18 protein-coding genes (1 of these 18 only partly in view) are annotated in these 20,264 nt (G+C 70.0%); 5 read left to right on the top strand and 13 right to left on the bottom strand.

All coding sequences use genetic code 11. The features are described 5' to 3' along the window. Nucleotides 1-226 precede the first annotated feature (226 nt). Complete coding sequence (locus tag KIH07_RS00790) at nucleotides 227-436, top strand: DUF4287 domain-containing protein (RefSeq protein ID WP_226490150.1); 210 nt, start codon at nucleotides 227-229, stop codon at nucleotides 434-436. Between the two features lie 24 nt (nucleotides 437-460). Here the strand turns inward: KIH07_RS00790 and KIH07_RS00785 are convergent, their stop codons facing one another. Then, entirely contained in the window at nucleotides 461-2,665 is a 2,205-nt protein-coding gene (locus KIH07_RS00785) for a protein-disulfide reductase DsbD family protein (protein WP_226490149.1), read from the bottom strand. Nucleotides 2,666-2,955: 290 nt separating this feature from the next. Between KIH07_RS00785 and KIH07_RS00780 the strand changes: the two genes are divergently transcribed. Further along, nucleotides 2,956-4,179, top strand: coding sequence for an SAM-dependent methyltransferase (locus KIH07_RS00780; protein ID WP_226490148.1), 1,224 nt, complete (start codon nucleotides 2,956-2,958; stop codon nucleotides 4,177-4,179). 101 nt (nucleotides 4,180-4,280) lie between these two features. Here KIH07_RS00780 and KIH07_RS00775 read toward each other — a convergent pair whose 3' ends face one another. Then, nucleotides 4,281-5,057, bottom strand: coding sequence for an alanyl-tRNA editing protein (locus KIH07_RS00775; protein ID WP_226490147.1), 777 nt, complete (start codon nucleotides 5,055-5,057; stop codon nucleotides 4,281-4,283). 81 nt (nucleotides 5,058-5,138) lie between these two features. Here KIH07_RS00775 and KIH07_RS00770 point away from each other — a divergent pair, with 81 nt between their 5' ends. Continuing rightward, nucleotides 5,139-5,972 carry a creatininase family protein gene (locus KIH07_RS00770; RefSeq protein WP_226490146.1) on the top strand — a complete coding sequence of 278 codons (834 nt, stop codon included), beginning with the start codon at nucleotides 5,139-5,141 and terminating at the stop codon, nucleotides 5,970-5,972. On the opposite strand, the gene KIH07_RS00765 is transcribed toward KIH07_RS00770, so the two are convergent. After that, nucleotides 5,973-6,659: a histidine phosphatase family protein gene (locus tag KIH07_RS00765; protein WP_226490145.1), complete on the bottom strand. Its 687-nt coding sequence runs from the start codon at nucleotides 6,657-6,659 to the stop codon at nucleotides 5,973-5,975. A gap of 155 nt (nucleotides 6,660-6,814) precedes the next feature. Between KIH07_RS00765 and KIH07_RS00760 the strand changes: the two genes are divergently transcribed. Then, nucleotides 6,815-9,178, top strand: a complete 2,364-nt coding sequence (locus tag KIH07_RS00760; protein WP_226490144.1) for a PAS domain-containing sensor histidine kinase — start codon at nucleotides 6,815-6,817, stop codon at nucleotides 9,176-9,178. 98 nt (nucleotides 9,179-9,276) lie between these two features. On the opposite strand, the gene KIH07_RS00755 is transcribed toward KIH07_RS00760, so the two are convergent. The 8 genes from KIH07_RS00755 to KIH07_RS00720 form a co-directional block, all read right to left on the bottom strand. Then, nucleotides 9,277-10,248 carry a threonine dehydratase gene (locus KIH07_RS00755; protein ID WP_226490143.1) on the bottom strand — a complete coding sequence of 324 codons (972 nt, stop codon included), beginning with the start codon at nucleotides 10,246-10,248 and terminating at the stop codon, nucleotides 9,277-9,279. Between the two features lie 16 nt (nucleotides 10,249-10,264). After that, entirely contained in the window at nucleotides 10,265-10,960 is a 696-nt protein-coding gene (locus KIH07_RS00750) for a VOC family protein (RefSeq protein ID WP_226490142.1), read from the bottom strand. After that, nucleotides 10,957-11,862 (bottom strand): PhzF family phenazine biosynthesis protein, encoded by a 906-nt coding sequence (locus KIH07_RS00745; RefSeq protein ID WP_226490141.1) that lies wholly within the window; start codon nucleotides 11,860-11,862, stop codon nucleotides 10,957-10,959. The genes KIH07_RS00750 and KIH07_RS00745 overlap by 4 nt, the downstream gene beginning before the upstream one ends. A gap of 14 nt (nucleotides 11,863-11,876) precedes the next feature. Further along, nucleotides 11,877-12,494 carry a glutathione S-transferase family protein gene (locus KIH07_RS00740; protein ID WP_226490140.1) on the bottom strand — a complete coding sequence of 206 codons (618 nt, stop codon included), beginning with the start codon at nucleotides 12,492-12,494 and terminating at the stop codon, nucleotides 11,877-11,879. A gap of 5 nt (nucleotides 12,495-12,499) precedes the next feature. Then, nucleotides 12,500-13,711, bottom strand: a complete 1,212-nt coding sequence (locus KIH07_RS00735) for a PLP-dependent aminotransferase family protein (RefSeq protein ID WP_226490139.1) — start codon at nucleotides 13,709-13,711, stop codon at nucleotides 12,500-12,502. Nucleotides 13,712-13,731: 20 nt separating this feature from the next. Continuing rightward, complete coding sequence (locus tag KIH07_RS00730; RefSeq protein WP_226490138.1) at nucleotides 13,732-14,061, bottom strand: DHCW motif cupin fold protein; 330 nt, start codon at nucleotides 14,059-14,061, stop codon at nucleotides 13,732-13,734. Nucleotides 14,062-14,167: 106 nt separating this feature from the next. Continuing rightward, on the bottom strand, nucleotides 14,168-15,082 hold the full coding sequence (locus tag KIH07_RS00725) for a DMT family transporter (RefSeq protein WP_226490137.1): 915 nt from the start codon (nucleotides 15,080-15,082) through the stop codon (nucleotides 14,168-14,170). Beyond that, nucleotides 15,079-15,717, bottom strand: a complete 639-nt coding sequence (locus KIH07_RS00720; protein WP_226490136.1) for a LysE family translocator — start codon at nucleotides 15,715-15,717, stop codon at nucleotides 15,079-15,081. The genes KIH07_RS00725 and KIH07_RS00720 overlap by 4 nt, the downstream gene beginning before the upstream one ends. Before the next feature lie 155 nt (nucleotides 15,718-15,872). On the opposite strand from KIH07_RS00720, the gene KIH07_RS00715 reads away from it, so the two are divergent. Then, nucleotides 15,873-17,342, top strand: a complete 1,470-nt coding sequence (locus KIH07_RS00715; protein WP_226490135.1) for a PLP-dependent aminotransferase family protein — start codon at nucleotides 15,873-15,875, stop codon at nucleotides 17,340-17,342. Here the strand turns inward: KIH07_RS00715 and KIH07_RS00710 are convergent. After that, nucleotides 17,317-19,497, bottom strand: a complete 2,181-nt coding sequence (locus KIH07_RS00710) for an ATP-binding protein (RefSeq protein WP_226490134.1) — start codon at nucleotides 19,495-19,497, stop codon at nucleotides 17,317-17,319. The genes KIH07_RS00715 and KIH07_RS00710 overlap by 26 nt on opposite strands. Nucleotides 19,498-19,534: 37 nt before the next feature. Then, nucleotides 19,535-20,264, bottom strand: partial view of an ATP-binding cassette domain-containing protein gene (locus KIH07_RS00705; protein ID WP_226490133.1) — the 3' end only. The gene runs 1,166 nt beyond the window's last position; only the last 730 of its 1,896 coding nucleotides appear in the window; the start codon falls outside the window, past its right edge; it ends in the stop codon at nucleotides 19,535-19,537.

Genomic DNA, 20,264 nt, shown 5'->3' with positions numbered 1-20,264 from the left:
GCTCCCACTCCCCCATGCAAATGCCATCGTGAACATGCCACACGGGCCTGATCTCCAAGACCCGTCGTGGCACTTCGATGCCGTCGCTCCGTCTGTCGAAATCCAGCCCCCACGTTCGTCGTTGTGATGGAGCCAGTCAGCCCATGTCGCCTGCTGCCCATGGCGTGTGGGTGCATCTAGACTGCGCGCCCCGTTTGCCTCGCAACAACGACCGAAAGGAGCCTCCATGGCAACGCAAGAAGTGGTGAAAGGTCCCGCATCCTACTTTCCATCCATCGAGAAGACGTATGGCAAACCCATCGCCCACTGGATGCAGGTACTGGCGCAGGCCGGCCCGCTCAAGCACATGGAGTTGGTGAGCCTCCTCAAGACCGAGCACCAGCTGGGTCACGGCCACGCCAACGCGCTGGTCGCCTGGTTCTTGGCCAGGAAGTGAACGCGGGCCGGGCTGGTTCGGGGATTACAAACCCGCGAGCGCGGCGCGAACCTCTCCCACGCTCAGCACTTCGGACAACACGGTGCTCGGCTGCCCGTTCTGGTGGATCGCGTACACCGGCACGCCGTTGCGGCCCAGGCTGGCCAGGGCGGCGGTGACGGCGGGGTCGCGGCGGGTCCAGTCGGCGCGCAGCAGGGCCACGTTTTTCGTGGCCATGTCGCCGAGCACCTCGGCGTTGGCCAGGGTGGTGCGCTTGTTGTACTGGCAGGTCACGCACCAGGCGGCGGTGAAGTCGACGAACACCGGCCGGCCCTCGGCCAGCAGCGTGGCCTGGCGCTCGGGGCTCCAGGGCTGCCAGTTCAGGCCGTCCACCGTGGTGGCCACCGCGGCGCCGGGGCTGGCGTCCTGCAGGCGCGTCACGTTGGGGCCGACCGCCCAGCCCAGCCAGAGCAGGCCGGCGAGCGAGAGGCCGGCCAGCACGGCGCGGCTCTTGCCGCGCAGGCCGAGCGCCCACACCAGCAGCGCCAGCACCACCAGCAGCATGAGCAGGGCGGCGGCGCCGTCGATGCCGCTCTGTTGACCCAGCACCCAGATCAGCCAGACCACGGTGCCGAACATGGGGAAGGCCATGCCCCGGCGGAAGGTGTCCATCCAGGCGCCGGGGCGCGGCAGTGCGCGTGCGATGGCGGGCCACCAGCTCGCGGCCAGGTAGGGCAGGGCCATGCCCAGGCCGAGTGCGCCGAACACGGCCAGCGCCTGCACGGCGGGCAGGCCGATGGCCAGGCCGAGCGAGGCGCCCATGAAGGGCGCGGTGCAGGGCGAGGCGATGGCGGTGGCGAGCACGCCGGTGAGGAAGGCGTCGGCCGTGGGGTTCTTGGCCTGCAAGTTGGCCACGCGGCTGGGCAGCACGCTGCCGATTTCGAACAGGCCGGCCAGGTTCAGGCCGATCAGGGTGAACAGCACGGCGAGCCCGGCCACCACGCCGGGGCTCTGCAGTTGGAAGCCCCAGCCGAGTTGTTCGCCCGCGGCGCGCAGGCCGAGCAGCAGGCCGCCCAGCGCCAGGAACGACAGCACCACCCCGGCGGTGTAGGCCAGGCCGTGGGCGCGGTGGGCGGTGCGGTCGTCGGCGTGTTTCGCGAACGCCAATACCTTGATGGCCAGCACCGGAAACACGCAGGGCATGAGGTTGAGGATCATGCCGCCCAGGAGCGCGCCGATCAGCGCGGCCCAGAGGGTGATGGGGGTGCCGCTGGCGGGCGGCGGGGCGCTGGCCGCGCGGGCGGCGTTGGCGTTGAGCGCGGCCTGCAGGGCGTCGGGCACGGCCACGGGCAGGGCCGCGACGGCCGGCCAGGCGCCTTGCACCGGCACGTCGAGCCGCACGCCGGCGCTGCCCGCGCCCGAGCCGGGCGGGTTGGCCTGGGCCACCACCAGGGGCACCCGGGCCGGGCTCTCGCTGCGCTGTGGTGAAAGCGGCAGGCGCGCGCTCCAGCGCTCGCCGTCCCAGGCCTGGGTCCAGGCCGAGCCGGGTTCGATCAGGCCGGCGGTTTCGGGGAAAAACTCCAGGGTCTGGCCCCGCCAGGCCGCGGGCAGGCCGCTGAGCGACACCTTCAGGAAGCCGGTGTCGGGCTGCAGGGCGCTGTCGGCGGGGGGCTGGTCTTTGGGGGCGGCGGCGAAGGCGGCGTCAAACACGCTGCCGTGCAGGCCGGTCGATCCTTGCACCGGGATGCGCAGCGTGAAACGGCCTTCTTCGGGAATGCACTCCTTGCGGCAGACCAGCCAGGCAGCATAGAGCTGCACTTCCAGGTGGTTGCCGTTGAAGCCGGGGTCGATGGTCAGCGGCACCGGCAGCAGCACCGTGCCGTCGTAGCCGTAGTTGGCCAGTGGGCCGAGCGGGAACTTGCGCGGCGTGGGCCAGGCGATGTCGCCCGCCGTCACGCCCGGGGGCAGGGTCCATTCGAACTGGGTCGGCAGGCCCGAGTCGCCCGAGTTTTTCCAGTAGGTGTGCCACTCGGGGGTGTGGCTGAGCTGCAGACCAACCCAGACGGTTTTGCCCGGGCCCGCGCCGTCGGGGGCGTGGGCCAGCAGTTCGGCGCGCACCTGGTCGGTCTGCACCACCGTCTGGGCGGGGGCGCCCGAGAGCAGACCTTGGGCCTGCGCCGCCAGCGGCAGGCACAGCGCCCACAGCAGGAGCAGCGTCAGGCGGAGGGTGGCCGCGACGGCCGATGGCATGGGTTTCGGGAGCATTCGAGGGAGCGGGTGAGGGTGGGTGGCCCTGGCGGGCCGGCGGTGCCGGTGAAGTATGAGGGCGCGGCTGCGTTCAAGTTCCGCACCACAACGCGTTCACAGGGCGCATGATTCGCTCAAATATAAGGTAACACTGTTGTTGGGGGCGGGCGGTGGCGTGGCCGCTCCTGGCCGGCGCCGCGGCGGGGGCATTTCCGTGACAGGGTTCACAGAAAGGGCGGCTTTCGGTAAAAACGGGTTCGGCGCATGGTTTGGACTGGCATGGAGGTGCGTGCATGGGATCGATCGTGGAGCGAGCGCTGCTGCCCTGGGCGCAGCGGGTGAAGACACGGGCCAACCTGCCGGTGCGTCTGCGCTGGGGCGAGGCCGGGAGCTCGGCGCTGGCGCTGGGCGACTTCGTGGAACCCCGGGTGGAGATCCTTGTGCGCGACTCATCGGCCCTGCCGCTGCTGATCGACCCCGGCCTGGACACGCTGGGCCAGGCCTATGTGGAGGGCCTGATCGACGTGAACGGGCCCTTGTCCGAAATCCTGGCGGTGGCGCACCGGCTGGCCGAAACGGCCGAGCCGGAAAAAGGCCTGCTCGGGCGCATCCGCCGGCGCTTTGGCCACACGCGCGAGAGCGACGCCGAGGCCATCCAGTACCACTACGACGTGTCCAACGATTTCTACGCCCAGTGGCTGGGCCCGGGCATGGTGTATTCGTGCGCCTATTTCGAGAACGGCGACGAAACGCTGGACGAGGCGCAGGTGAAGAAGATCGACCACATCCTCACCAAGATCCGCCTGCAGCCGGGCCAGCGCCTGCTCGACATCGGCTGCGGCTGGGGCGCGCTGGTGCTGCGCGCGGCGCAGCGGTTTGGTGCGCAGTGCGTGGGCGTGACGCTGTCGAAAAATCAGTTTGAGCTGGCGCGCGAGCGGGTGCGCGCCGCCGGCCTGGAGGACCGCATCGACATCCGGCTGCAGGACTACCGCGACGTCGGCGACGGCCCCTTTGATCGCATCACCAGCGTGGGCATGTTCGAGCACGTGGGGCTGGACAATCTGGCGGCGTACTTCGGCCACATCCGCGCGCTGCTCAAGCCCGACGGCTGGGCCATGAACCACGGCATCACCAGCACCGACGCGATGGATGGCGAAACGCGCCACGGCGGTGGTCGCTTCATCGACCGCTATGTGTTTCCGCGTGGGGAGTTGCCCCACGTCAGCACGGTGCTGCGCACGCTGCAGGAAGGCGGGCTGGAAGCCTTCGACGTGGAAAACCTGCGGCGCCACTACATGCGCACCACCGAGCTCTGGACCGAGGCCTTCGAGGCCAACACCGAGCGCATCAAGCCGCTGGTGGACGAGCGGCGCTGGCGCATCTGGCGTATCTACCTGGCGGGTTGCGCCTGGGCGTTTGACCACGACGAGGTGGCGCTCTACCAGGTGCTGTGCCGCCCGGCCGGGCAGAGCGCACAGGCGCTGCCCTGGTCGCGGGGGTGGATGTACCAGGAATAAGGAGTAGCCCCCACGCTCCGCCGCTGCGCGGGGCGCGCGGGACGGCCCACCCCAGAGACACCGAGGAACCGGCTTTGCCGGGCCTCTGGTGTCGCCCCCCTTCAGGGGGGTGGCGCCGAAGGCGACGCGGGGGGTGCGTCCTGCAACCCCAGTATTACGCGGCGCGTGGTGGCGCTCTTTTTCTCGATCTTCGTGACCACGACCCGGCCGATCTCGGCCGTGTTGGCCACGTGGGTGCCGCCGCAGGGCTGCAGGTCGACCAGATCGGTGTGGCCGATGCGCACCGTGCGCACGCTGCCGCTGCCGCGAGGGGGCGAGACGCTCATGCTCTTGACCAGCGCGGGGTTGGCGTCGAGCTCTTCCTCGGTGATGGCGCCGATGGCCACGGGGTGGGCCGCGGCCACCAGGGCCTCTATGCCGGCGGTGAGCACGTCCTTGTCCAGCGGGTCGGTCATGTGGAAGTCGAGGCGGGCGTAGTCCGGCGTGATGGAGCAGCCGTTCACCGGCACCGGCACGAGATGGCACAGCAGGTGGGTGCTGGTGTGAAAGCGCATGAGCCGGTGGCGGCGCGCCCAGTCGATGTGGGCGGTGACCGGGCTGCCCACGGTGGCCGCCGCGAGGGCCACCGCCTGGCCGGGCGCCGGCACGTGCACGATGTCGGCCGTGGGCCGGCCTTCGGCGTCTTTGCCCTTGCGGGTGTCGACGATGGCGATGGCGCTGCCATCGGCCAGCCGCAGTTCGCCGGCGTCGCCGGCCTGCCCGCCGCCCAGCGGGTAGAACACGCTGCGGTCGAGCACGATGCCGTGTTCGCTGACGGCCGTGATGGTGGCGCCGCAGTGCTGCAGGTAAGCGTCCTGGCGAAAGAGATCCTGGGTCATGTGATCCATCTTACCGAGCGCTTCGCGCCGGCCCCGGTCCACCCGCCCCAAAGAAGGCGCGGACCGCCGTAAGATGCCCCCATGAAAGCCCAAGCCCGCCACTGGTCCGACCTGAGCACCGCCGACTTCGCTTCGCTCGACAAGGCGCGCGCCATCGCCGTGCTCCCGGTGGCCGCGACCGAGCAGCACGGCCCGCACCTGCCGCTGTCGGTGGACACCGACATCGTCAACGGTGTGATCGCCGCCGCGCTGCCGCACCTCGCACCCCATCTACCGGCGCTGTTCCTGCCCACCCAGGCGGTGGGTTTTTCGCCGGAGCACACACGTTTCCCCGGCACCCTCACGCTCAAGGCCGAGACCGTGCTGCGCGTGTGGACCGAGATCGGCGAGTGCGTGGCCGCCAGCGGGGTGAAAAAGCTGGTGCTGTTCAACGCCCACGGTGGTCAGGTGGGCGCGATGGACCTGGTGGCGCGCGACCTGCGCGCGCGGCTGGGCATGCTGGTCTACAGCGTGAGCTGGTTCAACCTGCCGCTGACCGACGCGCAGGGCCAGGACCTGAACGCACTCTTCAGCGCCGAAGAGCACCGCTTCGGCGTGCACGCCGGCGAGATCGAAACGTCGCTCATGCTGGCGCTTGCGCCCGGGCGGGTGCGCATGGACCAGGCCGGCTACTTCCGCTCCAGCTCGCAGGACCGTGCCCAGCGCTTCCCTATCCTGGGCAACGGCCGCAGCGCCAAGCTCGGCTGGATGATGCAGGACTACAACGCCAGCGGCGCGGTGGGCAACGCGGGCGCCGCCAGCGCCGACAAGGGCCGCGCGGTGCTCGATGCGGCAGGGCGCGCCCTGGCGCACCTGCTGGGTGAAATCGACCGCCTGCCGCCGGACACGCTCACCGAGCGCACGGCGTTTGATTGATCACGCATACGTCATCCAGTCTGCGTACGCGCTGCCGTCCAGGTGCGGCAAAGTGTTGTAGGTCAGCAGGGTGTGGCGCTTCGGGCTGAACTGGAACTCGGTCACGGCGCTGTTGCGGATGCGCATGTTCAGCTCGATCGTGCCCTCGGGGCTCAGGCCCAGCACATGGCCCACGGCCGTGGCGATCGGCCCGCCGCTGGAGACGATCAGCACCTTCTGGCCGTGGTGGTGCGTGCGCACATGGTCGAGCGCGCTGGTGACGCCGTGCACGAAATCGCCGTAGCTGGGCATGCCCTGCGGGCTCACGGTGCCCGCCATCCACTGCGCCAGGCCGTCGCGCAGCAGCCGGAAATGGGCGCGATAACCCTCGGGTGAGTGCGGATCGCCCAGCACCGTGTCCCCGCCGCGGGGCAACACGGCGCGGATCACCGCCTCGCTGTCGTATTCGTTCAGGCCGGGCCAGGCCAGCGCCTGGGCGTCGCCCAGCCCGGCGCCTTCGGCGATGCCGGCCCAGGTCTGCGCGTGGCGCCGCAGCGTGCCGGTGAGCACCGCGTCAAAGCGCAGGCCGCGTTCGGCCCAGTACTGGCCCAGCCGCTGGCTCTGCCGCTGGCCGAGCGCGCTGAGCCGGTCGTAGTCGTCGGCGCCAAAGGAGGCCTGGCCGTGGCGCACAAGGTAGAGGATTCCCATGGCGGCATTCTGGTGGAGGCCGGGGCACGGGCTTTGTCCCGGCAGCGACTGCCGCCATCCCGGACCGGAATCGCGCTGGAAAAGCAGGGCAGATCCGGCGTTTGGCCGGGGGGTCCTGTGCTTCAATGGGAGCACGAGAAACCCGCCCACCCTCCATGCAACTTGATCTGCTGACCATCCTGGCACTTCGGCTTTGCGTCGATGGGCTGGCAACCGCCGCATTTTTCGCCCAGTCGCGCCGCCACCCCTCCGTGGGCGGCCCGGGCTGGTGGACGGTCTCCGGGCTGTTGGCGGGTCTGGGTTCGGTGGGGCTGGGGTTGCGCCCCGATGGGCCCGAGCTGCTCACCTTCGGTGTGGCCAACACCGCGTTCGTCGCCAGCGCGGCGTTCTTGTGGATCGGGCTCCGCAGTTACCTGGGGCAACCCTACGCGCTGCGGCCGGTGCTGGCGGCGCTGCTGGCCGTGTTCGTGGGCAATGTGCTGCTGACCTCGGTCTGGGACTCGATGGCGGCGCGCCAGACCCTGTTTTCCGTGGCGGGGGTCGTGATCGCCGGCGTGGCCCTGCACGACATCCGCCGCTTCGACCCCATTCACCGCATCCTGGAACTGCAGGTGTTGCGCTGGGTCACCTGGTTCAAGCTCGTGGCGCTGATCGGGCTGGCGGTGAGCGTCTGGTTCCTGCCGGTCAGCGCCACCGGCGAACGCACCAGCCCGGCGGTGCCCGTGCTCTTGCTGGCCACCATGATCGACGTGCTGCTGCGCTTGGTGATCTTCAGTTCGCTGGTCACGCTGCGCCTGCAGCAGCAGGGGGACCGGGCGCGGCAGGTGCTGCAGACCCGCGAGGCCGACTCGCGCGCGCTGATCGAAAACCTGAGCGCCGGCGTGATGGTGTTCCGGCCCGACCAGACACTGGCCAGTGTCAACAGCGCGGCACGGCGCTTCCTGGGCTGGAGCGAGTGCGATGCCCGTTCGGCGATGCCCGAACCGCTGGCGCCCGACTGGCGCCTGCTGCGCGAAGACGGGCGACCGATGCCGCGCCACGAGGTGCCGTTTGAACGCGTGCTCGCCACCGGGCAACCCGTGGCCGACGTGATCATGGGCATGCAGTCGGGCGACGGCGCGCAGACCCAGTGGGCGCTGTGCAACGCCTACCCCGAAAACGACGCCATCGGCGGCCTGCGGCACGTGATGTTCACCTTCGTGGACATCACCTCGCTGCGCCAGGCGCAGTGGCAACAGCAGGCGCTCGAACAGCAACTGGCCCAGTCGCAGAAGATGGAAGCGCTGGGCACGCTCGCCGGGGGCGTGGCGCACGATTTCAACAACATCCTGGCCGCCATCCTGGGCAACGCCGACCTGGCGCGCCAGGACCTGCCGCCGGGCGCGCCGGCGCGCGAGAGCCTGCACGAGATCAGCGCCGCGGCCCGCCGGGGCCGTGAGCTGGTGCGCCAGGTGCTGGCCTTCAGCCGCCAGCAGCCGATGCAGCGCAAACCGGTCTGCGTGGGCGACATCCTGGCCGAGTCCTGCAGCCTGCTGCGGGCGGCCACGCCCTCGCAGGTGCAACTGGTGCAGTGCTTCGCCACCGGCACGCCGGACATCCAGGCCGACCCGACCCAGATCGGGCAGGTGCTGCTCAACCTGGGGACCAACGCGGTGCACGCCTTGAAGGGCCAACCCGGGCGCATCGAGTTCCGGGTCGACACCGTGCCCCCGGGCGACCCCAACCTGCCCGCCGAGCTGGCGCGCAGCAGCGCGATCAGCGGCGTGGGCGCCGTGCGCGTCATGGTGACGGACGACGGCTGCGGCATGGATGCGGCCACGCGCAACCGCATCTTCGAACCTTTCTTCACCACCAAGGCGGTGGGCAGCGGCACCGGGCTGGGGCTGCCGGTGGTGCTGGGCATCGTGCAGGCCCACGGCGGCGCGATCCAGGTGGACAGCGTGCCCGGCCAGGGCACCACCTTCATGCTGTACTTTCCGGCCGCACCGCACACCGAGCCGGCCCCGAAAACCCCCCTGGCCGCGAACGGCGGGGCGGGTCTGGATGGCGGCACAATGGCGCCAGAACACCGTGACGACAGCGAGCCGCCCTTACCAACTTCAGTGGAGACCCCCGCCATGGCCGACGACCTCATCACCGCCCAGCGCCACATCCTGTACCTGGATGACGACGACACGCTGGTGTTTCTGGTGCGCCGGCTGCTGGAGCGACGCGGCTACAAGGTGACGACCTTCACCGACCAGAAGCAGGCGATCGACGCGGTGCGCAACGAGCCCGCCGCCTTCGACCTCTTGATGACCGACTACAACATGCCCGGCATGTCGGGGCTGGACGTGGCCCGCTCGGTGCTGGCGCTCAGCCCGAACCTGCCGGTGGCCGTGGCCTCGGGCTACATCACCGACGAACTGCAGGCCGAGGCGGTGGCCGCCGGTGTGCGCGAGGTGGTGTTCAAGACCGACGCGGTCGAGGCGTTCTGCGAGGTGGTGGCACGGTTGGTGTCCCCCCCGCGCCCCGCCTGAGGGCGGGTCACCCACCGGGGGGGCAACGCGAGCGGCCTGGCAAAGCCAGTTCCGCCGCGTTCCCGGTTCGGACCTTTCGCGCCGGAGGGTCCCGGTCTTCAGTTGGTGCTGGCCAGAACCTTGGCGAACATGGCGCTGTCCACATTGCCACCGCTCAGGCTCACGCCCACGCTCAGGCCCTGGAGGGTTTGTTTTTCCTGCCACGCGGCCGCGAAGGCTGCGGCGCCGGCGCCTTCGGCCAGGTTGTGCGTGTCGGCGAACAGCGTGCGCATGGCGGCGGCCACTTCGTCGTCCGTCACCCGCACGATGTGGTCCAGGTGTGGCGCCAGCACGGCCAGGGCCTCGGGGTCGGCCACGCGGCAGGCCATGCCGTCGGCCAGTTCGGTGGTCACGGGGGCTTCGACCACACGACCCGCGGCGATGGAGTCCGCATAGGTGGTGGCGTGGGCGCTGACCACGCCGACGATGCGCGCGCCGTGCCCCAGCGCCCGCCGGGCGGCGATGGCCGAACACGCGCCCGAACCCTGGCCGATGGGCACGTAGACCACGTCGAGCCGCGGCACGGCCTTGAAGAACTCCCACCAGTAGGTGCTCACGCCGCGCAGCAGGTCCTTGTGGAAGCTCGGCACCATGTGCGCGCCGCGTTCGGCGGCCAGCCGCACGGCGTGCTCGCGGCTTTCCTGGAAGTCGGCGCCGTGTTCGATCAGGTTCACACCCAGGGCGCGCATGACCGCGTTCTTTTCCAGCGAGTTGCCGTGCGGCACCACGATGCTGCAGGCCACGCCGTGCGCGCGCGCCGCCCAGCCGATGCTCTGGCCGTGGTTGCCGCGCGTGGCGCTGATCACTTCGCGGGGCATTTCGCCGCGCTGTTTCAGCCGATCGAAATAGGTCAGGCCGCCACGGATCTTGAACGCGCCCACCGGGGTGTGGTTCTCGTGTTTGACCCAGCAGTCCGCGCCCAGGCGCTGGCTCAGCGTGGCCCAGCGGTACTGCGGGGTGGCCGGGAATTCGCGGTACACCACCTGGGCGGCGGCTTCGATGTCGGCAAGGGTGGGCAGGGTGTGGGGCATGGTTTGAGCGGGGAAGTCAGGGGATCGAGCACGGTGTGCGCGGACCCAGGGGTGTGTTGAGCCGTGCGCTGAGCGCGGCCGGGCCCGGCGCCACGGCCACGCCGTCCAGGCCGATCGCGGCCAAGGCCTGCTGCAACCGGGCCGCTTCGGGGTGGGAGAGGGTGAGGGCCTGCAGCGTCAGGCCGCTGTGTGGCATGGACGCGGCCGGGTGCGTGTCGCCCCACTGGATCAGCGTGGGCAAGGCACCGTCGAACAGGCGCTGGCCGTCCTCGCGCACGGTGATGCGCCATTGCAGCAGGCCCTGCGGCGTGGGGCGCGAGGCGCCGATCACCGGGCCACGCTGGATGCCGAGCGCCAGCAGGCGGGCGTGGGCCGCTTCGATGTCGGGCACGCTGGCGACCCAGTGCACCAGCTGCGGCCCGTGTTGCGCCAGCCGGTGTTGCAGGGCCGGGTCGTCCAGGTCGAACCAGCGCGCGTGCCCGGTCGGGCGCGTGGGCGTGGCCCGCGGGTTGATCGCGATGATCTCCAGGTAGGCGCGTGGCGCGCTCGCGCAGGCCAGCCGCAGCAGGCGGTTGTGCGTGCCGTAGAGCGGGTGCTCTCCACCCGGCCCGGGCGTCACGCCCAGCGTGGCCTCGCACCAGGCCACGCCGTCGTCCAGCGTGCGCGCGGCCACCACCAGGTGGTCGATCTGGGCGCCCGGGATCACGCTCACAGCGTCACGCGCCCGTCGATGCAGGTGACGGATGCGCCACCGACCCAGATGCTGCCGCTGGCGTCGCGCTCGATGTGCACGCGGCCCTCGCGCGCCATCGCCGTGCCTTGCGCGGCCACGTAGCGTTCGGGCGCCAGGCCGGTGCCGATCAGCCACTGCGCGAGCGCGGCGTTCAGGCTGCCGGTGACCGGGTCCTCGGCCAGGCCCTGGTTGCCGGGGAAGAAGGCGCGCACTTCGTACGCGGTGTCGCTGCCCGCCGGGTGGGGCCCGACCACGCCGATGTCCAGCCCCGCCAGCACCGCGCCATCGGGCTGGAGCGCCAGCACTTGCTCGGCGCTCTGCAGCATCACGCCGCGCCAGTTGGGTCCGTTGTCGCACCAGGCGTGGGCGGTGACGTCGCTGCGCGCCACGCCCAGGCCACGCGCGATGAGTTGTACATCGGCTTCATCCAACGGACCGCTCTTGATCAGCGGTGGCGCAGCGAACGCGAGCAGGGCATCGCCCCCACGCTGCGCCGCTTCGCGGGTCGCTGCTCCTCGAGGGAGCGCGCTTTCACCCCGGCGAAGCTTCACCAGGCCCACGCCGCATTCCTGCACCACGTGTTCGGAGCGTGGCACGCCGCCCGCCTCCAGCCAGGCGTGGCAGCTGCCCAGCGTGGGGTGGCCGGCGAACGGCAGTTCCCGGCCCGGGCAGAAGATGCGCACGCGGTAGTCCGCGCCGGCAGCCGCGCCCTCGGGAGTGGGCGGCAGCAGGAAGCTGCATTCCGAGAGGTTGGTCCAGTTCGTGAAATGCTGCATCTCGGCGGCCGACAGGCCGGTGCCATCGAGCACCACGCCCAGCGGGTTGCCGCGGTAGGGGGTGGTGGTGAACACGTCCACCTGTTTGAACGGGCGTTGCTGCATGGGGGGCTCCAGGGTCAGGACAAAGGCTGGTCCAGCACGCCTCGGCTGCCCGGGTGGGCCAGCCACTGCGCGTACCAGCGTTGAAGGTGCGGCCAGGCCGGGCGCGGCTGCGGCAGGCCCCACCAGCGGTGCACTTCGCAGGCGATGGGGATGTCGGCCATGGTGAGCGCGTCGCCCGCCATGAAGGCGTGGCGGGCGAGGTGGTCGTCGAGTTGCTGGAACAGCGGTTCGGTGGCGGCCACCGAGGCGGCGATCACCTTCGGGTCGCGTTGGGCGTCCGGCGTGCGTATCCACTGCTTGAAGCCGGGGCTGCCCGCCGGATTGAGCGTGGTCTGCTGCCAGTCCATCCAGCGCTCGGCGTTGAAGCGCTGCCGCAGGTCCAGCGGGTACAGGGCCGAACCTTCGCGGCAACACAGGTAGCGCACGATCACGTTCGACTCCCAGAGCGTGAAGTCGCCGTCCTGCAGCAGCGGTACCAGGCCGTTGGGGTTGCGGGCACGGTAGTCCGGCGTGTTCACGACGCCAAAGCTCAGGCCCGCGTCGATGCGCTCGAATTCCAGCCCCAGCACCTGCGCGCACAGCACCACCTTGCGCACGTTGATCGAACTCAGGCGGCCCCAGATGCGCAGCATGGTGCTCAGCCCGGTTGCTGTTGTTCCCGGATCGCCTGGGCCAGCGCGGCAACGCCGATGTGGATCTGCTCCACGCTGGCGGTGACGAACGACAGGCGCAGCGCGCGCGGGTCCGGTTCGCTCGCGTAGAACGCGGCGCCGGGCACGAAGGCCACGCCCTTGTCCACCGCCTTGGGCAGCAGTTCCACCGCGTTCATGCCCTCGGGCAGGCGCACCCAGAGGAACATCCCGCCGTCGGGTGAGTTCCACTGCACGTTCAGGCCGGCCATCTCGGTTTTCAGTGCGTCGAGCATCGCGGCGCACTGGCGCTTGTAGAGCGCGCGGATGGTGGGCACGTGGCGCTCCAGGAAACCGTCTTTCAGCACCTCGGCCACCATGCGCTGGTTGAAGCTGGGGCTGTGCAGATCGGCCGCCTGCTTGGCCTGCAGGAGCTTCGGCATGATGGCCTTGGGTGCGACCACATAACCGAGCCGCAGGCCGGGTGCCAGCACCTTGGAGAACGAGCCCAGGTAGATGCAGCCTTCGGGGTTGCGCGCGGTCAGCGGCAGGGGCGGCGGCTGGTCGAACCAGAGGTCGCCGTAGGGGTTGTCTTCCACCAGCGGCAGGCCGATGGCCGCCGCGCGCTCCACCAGCGCCTGGCGCCGCGCCTCGCTCATGCTGCGGCCGGTGGGGTTCTGGAAATTGGGCAGCACGTAGAGGAAGCGGGCGCGCTCGGCGCCGCGGCCGGCTTTGCGTTCGAGGTCGTCCACGTCCACCCCCTCGGCGTCGCTGGCCACGCTCTCCACCTCGGGCTCCATCGGGGCGAAGGCCTGCAGCGCGCCCAGGTAGGTCGGCGTCTCCACCAGCACGCGGCTGCCGGCGTCGATCAGCACCTTGGCCACCAGGTCCAGGCCCTGCTGGCTGCCGGTGGTGATGAGCACCTGCGCCGGGTCCACGTCCCAGGGCAACTGGGCCGCGATCAATTCGCGCAGTGGCGCATAGCCTTCGCTGGCCGCGTATTGCAGGGCGGCGCGTCCGTCGGTGCCCAGCACCTGAGCGCAGGCCGCGGCAAAGGCGTCCACCGGGAAGGTCTTGGGCGAAGGCAGGCCGCCCGCGAAGCTGATGATGCCGGGCTTCTCGGTGACCTTGAGGATTTCGCGGATCACCGAGGGGTTCATGCGCTCGGCGCGGCGCGCGAGGGTCCAGGGGTTGGCCATGGGCAGATCGTTGGGTTTCATGTGCATCTCCGGTCGTTCAGTCAATCAACAATGAAAAGGGTGGCGCCCTGCGGCGCGGTGGATCGGTGCGGCTCGGCGTTGTCGGCCACCTGGTAGCTCATGCCAGGTGTCAGCGTGAAGCGGCGGCCGTCTTTCAGCTCGGTGTGCAGCTCGCCGCTCAGGCACAGCAGGATGTGGCCCTTGGTGCACCAGTGGTCCGAGACGTAGCCGGGGGTGTATTCGACCATGCGCACGCGCACGTCGCCCAGCTGCAGGGTGCGCCAGTAGGCCTGGCCGGCCTGGGCGCTTTTCTCTTCGCGCGGCAGGGAACGCCAGTCGGTGGTGCCAAAAGGGATGTGGTGCAGCTGCATGTTCAGTCCTTCACGGAAACGTAGGCCCCGATCGCCACCGGCAACCCGCGCAGGGCCATGTCGGCGCGCAGCACCGGGCGGTGTGGCTCCAGGTATGGCTTGGGGGTCATGCGGGAACTTTCTGGTGCACGGGCATCTTTTTCCCGGCGTAGACGGTGGCGATCACCGCCAGGGCGAAGGCCAGCGTCACCCCGTCCAGCCGCTCGCCGACCAGCGGAACGGCAAACAGCAGGCTCAGGAACGGCTGCACCAGCTGGATCTGGCTCACGCGCACCGCGCCGAGCGCCAGCGCGCGGTACCAGGCAAAGAAACCGATCCACATGGAGAACAGCGCCACATAGACGAAGCCCCACCAGCTGATGGCCGCAATGGCCGAGACGTCGGCCGGCGCAAACAACCAGGCCATCGGAAGGGTGAGCGGCAGGCTGCACATGAGCACCCAGCAGATCACCTGCTCGGCGCCCAGCCGCGGCGTGAGGCGCGCGCCGCCGATGTAGCCGAAGGCGCCCGTGGTCATGGCGATGACGAGGTAGATGTTGGCCGCGCCCAGGTAGAGGCCGCCCGCGCGCCACACCATGTAGGCCAGCACCAGGCCGCTGCCCAGCACCGCGCAGGCCCAGAAACCGTTGGAGGGGCGCTGGCGGAACCACAGCGCGCCCAGCACCGCGGTGGACAGGGGCAGCAGCGCCGTGACCACCGCGCCATGGGTGCTGGGCACGTGCCGCAGCGCCAGTGCCAGAAACAGCGGAAAGCCCACGATCACGCCAAACGCGGTCACGCCCACCAGCGGCCACTCGGCTTTCCGGGGCACCTTGAGCTGCCCTCGGGTGTGTTGCCACAGCAGATAGAGCATGGACAACACCCCGGCCACCGCCGCGCGCCCGAAGGTGACGAACCAGGGCGAGAGCTGTGGCGCCTCGGCGCTGCCCACGGCCAGCCGCGTCATCGGCAGCGTGGCGGCAAACAGGGTGATGCCCACCAGGCCCCAGAGCAGGGCTTCTTTTTCCTTGGCGGCGGTCATGGGGTGCCTCCTTGTTGCGTTCCCACCATCAGCATCCACAGGGCCGTGGCCACCAGCACCAGGGCCAGCACGCGGTTGAACCACAGCAGGCGCCGGCCCTGCGCCAACCACTGGCGCAGCAGCGAGCCCACCAGGGCGTAGAGGAAATTGCTGCTGAAGGCGAATCCCACCATCACCCCGCAGATGATGGCCAGGCGTTGCCCCGGGTTGTCCGAGGGCTGCCCGGCCGCGTTGACGACCCAGCCCGCGGTGAGCGTGAGCGCCAGCATCCAGGCCTTGATGTTGAGGAACTGCAGGCCCACGCCCTGCCAGAAGCCCACGTTCAGGCGCGACGCGTCCACCTGGGACAGCTGCCCCGCGCCCGCCAGCTTCCAGGCCAGCCACAGCATGTAGACCACACCAAACAGCGTGACGCCCCAGCGCAGCGCGGGCACGCCGGTGATCAGCGCGCCCAGCCCCAGGCCGGTGGCCAGCATCAGCAGGGTCCAGCCCGCGGGCACCGCCAGGCAAAAGCGCATGGCGCGCCGCAGGCCCAGGTTGGCCGCCAGCGCCGTGGACAGCGTCGTGTTCGGCCCCGGCGAAAAACTCATCGCGGTGCAAAACAGCAGCAGGGCGGTCAGCTCGGAGGCGCTCATGGGGCGGGTGGGGCGTGGTTCGGTCGGTCTTGTCAATCGATGGGGTTCAATGTAATCTTTCAAATCAATACACGACCAATACAGTTAACCAGTGCAGTTGATGAACTGTATGGTTTGCCGTGGCAGTACAGACACCCCCCCAAGGATGCGCGCCCATGTTGATGAAGTCTTCCACGCAATCCCTGACCGAGCAGTTGGCGACGCGTTTCGCCGAGCGCATCCGCAACCGGCTGATGGCGCCCGGCGCGCGCCTGCCCTCGGTGCGCCAGTGCGCGCTGCAGCACGATGTGAGCCCATCCACCGTGGTGGCCGCCTACGACCAGTTGCTGGCGCAGGGGCTGGTGGAGGCGCGCAAGAACCGCGGTTTCTTTGTGCGGGAACTGACGCCGGAGCGCGCGGACCACGCCACGCAGGCGGCGGGCGAGCCCGGGCCGCCGGGCGCCGCGGCGGCCCACTGGAACACCGCCCACTGGATGGCCATGCGCGGCCCCGGGCGCGACGCGCCACCGGTCAACGCCACCGCGCTGATCCGCGGCATGTTCCACAAGATCAGCAACAAGCCCCAGCCGGGCATGGGCGTGTTTCCACCCGATTGGCTCGAATCGACCTTCATGCCGGCGGCCGTGCGCAAGGTCACCGGCACGCGCGCGCTGCAGGACTTTTCCCTGCAGTACGGCGAGCCGCTGGGCGACGGCGGGCTGCGCCGCGTGCTGGCCAAGAAGCTGGCCTCGCTGAACGTGCACACCGCGCCCGAGCACATCATCACCACTGTGGGCGCCACCCACGCGCTGGACATCGTCAGCCGCACGCTGCTGCGCGCGGGCGATCCGGTGATGGTGGAGGAGCCGGGCTGGGCGGTGGAGTTCGCACGGCTCTCGGCGCTGGGCATGCACATCCTGCCCGTGCCGCGCCGTGCCGACGGCCCCGACCTGGAGGTGATGGCGAAGTACTGCGAGGCGCACAAGCCCAAGCTCTACGTGAGCGTGAGCGTGTTCCACAACCCCACCGGCTACTGCCTCTCGCCCGGCAGCGCGCACCGCGTGCTGCAGCTGGCCAACCAGCACGACTTCCACATCGTCGAGGACGACACCTACAGCCACATCGCGCCCGAACACGCCACGCGCCTGAGCGCGCTGGACGGGTTGCAGCGCACGATCTACGTCAGCGGTTTCGCCAAGATCCTCGCGCCCAACTGGCGCATCGGCTTCCTGGCCGCGCCGCCCGCCCTGGTGGAGTCCTTGCTGGACACCAAGCTGCTGGCCACCTTGACCACGCCGGCCCTGCTGGAGAAGGCCCTGGCGCTGTGCATCGAGCAGGGGCAGCTGCGGCGCCATGCCGAGCGCATCCGCACCCGGCTGGATGCGGCGCGGGCGCGCAGCGTGAAGCTGGCGCTGGCGGCGGGTTGCCGTTTCGCGGCCGAGCCCACGGGCCTGTTTGGCTGGGTGGACACCGGCGTGGACACCGATGTGCTGGCGCAGCGCATGCTCGACGAGGGTTATCTGCTCGCGCCCGGCGCGTTGTTCCACGCCGCGCGCGCACCCAGCACGCTCATGCGCATCAATTTCGCGACCACGCAGGACGCGGCCTTCTGGCGCGTCTTCAGTCGCCTGGTGGCGCAGCGCTGAGCAGGTCGGACAGGGCGGTGTCGATGCGCTGGGCCTCGGCCTGCATCAGCGGCAACACACGGCCAAACAGCGGCCAGTCGCGCGAGCGCGCCGCCAGTTCCAGGCCCTTGGCCAGGCGCGCGCCGCGCTCGGCGGTCATGCTGCCCAGCGAGCCTTTGAGCCCGTGGGCGTGGGCCACCGCCAGGTCGGCGTTGCGGGCCTGAAGCGCCAGTTGCAGCTGCTGCAGGCGTTCGCCGAGGTCGCTGCGCATGGCCAGCGCCAGCTGGCGCAGGGTGGTGTCGTCGCCGTCGAGCCGGCGGCGCAGCGCGTCGAGATCGAGCGGCCCCGCTGGCGCGGTACCGGTGGCGCCGGTCTGATCGGGCGCCAGCTCCACCGCCTCGCGCCAGTCGCTGAACACGCCCGAGACGCGCATCAGCACCTCGTCCATGGTGCGGATCAGGGTCTGCGGGCTTACCGGCTTGGAGATATAGCCGTCCATGCCCGCGGCCAGGCAGGCCTCGCGGTCGCCCGGCATGGCGTTGGCCGTCACCGCCACGATGGGGGTGCGGCGGATGCGCCGGCCGATTTCGAGATCGCGGATGCGCTGGGCGGCCTGCAGACCGTTGGTGCCCGGCATCTGCACATCCATCAGCACCAGATCCACGCCGCCCTGTTCCCACCGTGCCACGGCCTGTTCCCCGTCGCGCGCCAGTCGCACGGTGCAGCCCAGGCGCGTGAGCAACTGCTGCATCAGCAGCTCGTTGACCGGGTGGTCCTCGGCCACCAGCACGCACAGGCCGGCAAAACGCCGCCCGGCTTGGGCCACTTCACTCAGTTCCATCGGCGCGCTGTGTGGCCCCGCATCCGCGGCGTTGTCGCCCATGGGCAGCGTCACGGTGAAACAGCTGCCCTGGCCCAGCTCGCTCACCAGTTCGATGCCGCCGCCCATCAGCTTGACCAACTGCGAACAGATGGCCAGACCGAGCCCGCTGCCCCCGTGGCGGCGTGCGGTGGAGGCGTCGGCCTGGGTGAATGCGTCAAAAATGCTGGCCTGGTGCTTGCGGGCAATGCCCACGCCGTTGTCCTGCACCTGCAGCCGCAGGCGTTGCGGCGCCGTCGCACTGGCGGCGAGCACACGCGCCGTGATCACGATGCGCCCACCGCGCGGCGTGAACTTCAGCGCGTTGGACAGCAGGTTGCCCAGCACCTGGCGCAACCGCCCGGGGTCGCCCTGCATGCGCTCGGGCAGGTCGGGTGCCAGCAACAGGCTCCAGCCCAGCGACTTGGCCTGTGCCTGTTCACCATAGAGAGCGCTCACTTCCTGCAAGGTGTCGCGCAGCATGAAGTGCACGTTTTCCATGGGCAGCTTGCCGGCTTCGATGCGCGAAAGGTCCAGCACATCGTTGAGCAGGTCCAGCAGGGCGTGGGCCGACTTGTCCATCAGGTCGAGCCAGCTTTTCTGTTCAAGGTTGAGCGGGGAGTCGATCAGCAGGCGGGTCAGACCGATCAGGGCGTTGAGCGGGGTGCGCACCTCGTGGCTGATGTTGGCCAGGAACTCGCTCTTGGCCCGGCTGGCCTGCTCGGCCAGCTCGCGGGCGCGCACGCCCGCTTCTTCCACCCGCTTGCGCTCGCCAATGTCCGCGTGGGTGCCCATGAGGCGCAGCGGTCGCCCTGTGGCGTCCCGCTCCGTGACCATGCCGTGGCTCTCGATCCAGAGCCATTTCCCGTCGGCGGTGCGCACGCGGTACTGCACCACGCCACGCTGCCGCCGCCCGGTCCGCAGTTTGCGCGCGGCGGTCTGCACCAGGCCCCGGTCGTCCGGGTGCACGCGTTCAAGCAGGGCGGTGGTGTCCCAGTAGCCGTCCATAGCGACGTCGCCCAGCATCTCGCCCCAGCGCGCCGTCAGGTACACCTGGGGCGAACGGAGCTGCCAGTCCCACAAGGCCAGGCCGGCCGCGTCCACGGCCAGCTGCAGTCGGTATTGGGTGGCGTCCAGCGCTTCTTCGGCCAGCAGGCGGCTGTTGGACTCCCAGTGCACCGAGCTGCGCAACTGGTCCAGTTCGTGGTTTTGCCGCTCCAGCTCGGCCAACAACTGCTGGGTGCGCTCTCGCTCAGCGCGCAACTCCTGGAGCGCGCGCTGCAGATCCTGAGCAATGCGAGGGGGCGTCGTTGGCATGAGAGACGGGCTGCGTGCGGTCCTTGCACGAAAGGCGTCAGCTGCCGCCGAGCGCCTCCCAGCGTTCCAGAGCCTGCAGCCACTCCGCTTCGATATCGGCATGCCGGGCGCCAAGTTGAGCGGCGCGTGTGGCGTCGGTGGCAAAAAGCTGGCCATCGGCAAGGAGGCGGTCGATCTCGGCCTGTTCGGCTTCGAGCGCAGCGATGCGCGCGGGCAGCGCATCGAATTCACGCTGCTCCTTGTAGCTCAGCTTCGGTTTGGCTGTGGCGCTGGGCGTTTTGGCGGGCGCGGGCGTTGCAGGAGGCGCGGACGTGGTGGCCGCGGGCGTGCGATCGCGCTGCAAGGCTTCGGCACGGGCCGATTGGGTCAGCCAGTCCTGCACGTCGCCCACGTATTCGCGCCAGCGCCCTTCGCCCTCGGACACCAGCGTGCTGGTGACCACGTTGTCGAGAAAGCGCCGGTCGTGGCTGACCAGAAACACCGTGCCCTCGTACTGCTGCAGCAGGTCCTCCAGCAGCTCCAGGGTGTCGATGTCGAGGTCGTTGGTCGGTTCGTCGAGCACCAGCACGTTGGCCGGGCGCGCGAACAGGCGGGCCAACAGCAACCGATTGCGCTCGCCACCCGAGAGCGTGCGCACCGGCGCGTTGGCGCGCGCCGGGGAAAAGAGAAAGTCGCTCAGATAGCTCTTGACGTGGGTGCGCTTGTTGCCGATCTCGATCCACTCGCTGCCCGGGCTGATGAAGTCCTCCAGCGTGGCGTCCAGGTCG

It is taken from the genome of Hydrogenophaga taeniospiralis (assembly GCF_020510445.1).
Classification (GTDB): Bacteria; Pseudomonadota; Gammaproteobacteria; order Burkholderiales; family Burkholderiaceae_C; genus Hydrogenophaga.
This window is presented reverse-complemented; position numbering and strand designations above follow the sequence as displayed.

Coding starts and splice junctions, on each gene's coding strand:
- KIH07_RS00715 (WP_226490135.1), top strand. CDS start 15,873: ATGTTGATGAAGTCTTCCACGCAATCCCTGACCGAGCAGTTGGCGACG.
- KIH07_RS00745 (WP_226490141.1), bottom strand. CDS start 11,862: ATGCAGCAACGCCCGTTCAAACAGGTGGACGTGTTCACCACCACCCCC.
- KIH07_RS00710 (WP_226490134.1), bottom strand. CDS start 19,497: ATGCCAACGACGCCCCCTCGCATTGCTCAGGATCTGCAGCGCGCGCTC.
- KIH07_RS00740 (WP_226490140.1), bottom strand. CDS start 12,494: ATGCTGCGCATCTGGGGCCGCCTGAGTTCGATCAACGTGCGCAAGGTG.
- KIH07_RS00765 (WP_226490145.1), bottom strand. CDS start 6,659: ATGGGAATCCTCTACCTTGTGCGCCACGGCCAGGCCTCCTTTGGCGCC.
- KIH07_RS00720 (WP_226490136.1), bottom strand. CDS start 15,717: ATGAGCGCCTCCGAGCTGACCGCCCTGCTGCTGTTTTGCACCGCGATG.
- KIH07_RS00760 (WP_226490144.1), top strand. CDS start 6,815: ATGCAACTTGATCTGCTGACCATCCTGGCACTTCGGCTTTGCGTCGAT.
- KIH07_RS00780 (WP_226490148.1), top strand. CDS start 2,956: ATGGGATCGATCGTGGAGCGAGCGCTGCTGCCCTGGGCGCAGCGGGTG.
- KIH07_RS00770 (WP_226490146.1), top strand. CDS start 5,139: ATGAAAGCCCAAGCCCGCCACTGGTCCGACCTGAGCACCGCCGACTTC.
- KIH07_RS00755 (WP_226490143.1), bottom strand. CDS start 10,248: ATGCCCCACACCCTGCCCACCCTTGCCGACATCGAAGCCGCCGCCCAG.
- KIH07_RS00725 (WP_226490137.1), bottom strand. CDS start 15,082: ATGACCGCCGCCAAGGAAAAAGAAGCCCTGCTCTGGGGCCTGGTGGGC.
- KIH07_RS00730 (WP_226490138.1), bottom strand. CDS start 14,061: ATGCAGCTGCACCACATCCCTTTTGGCACCACCGACTGGCGTTCCCTG.
- KIH07_RS00775 (WP_226490147.1), bottom strand. CDS start 5,057: ATGACCCAGGATCTCTTTCGCCAGGACGCTTACCTGCAGCACTGCGGC.
- KIH07_RS00735 (WP_226490139.1), bottom strand. CDS start 13,711: ATGAAACCCAACGATCTGCCCATGGCCAACCCCTGGACCCTCGCGCGC.
- KIH07_RS00785 (WP_226490149.1), bottom strand. CDS start 2,665: ATGCCATCGGCCGTCGCGGCCACCCTCCGCCTGACGCTGCTCCTGCTG.
- KIH07_RS00790 (WP_226490150.1), top strand. CDS start 227: ATGGCAACGCAAGAAGTGGTGAAAGGTCCCGCATCCTACTTTCCATCC.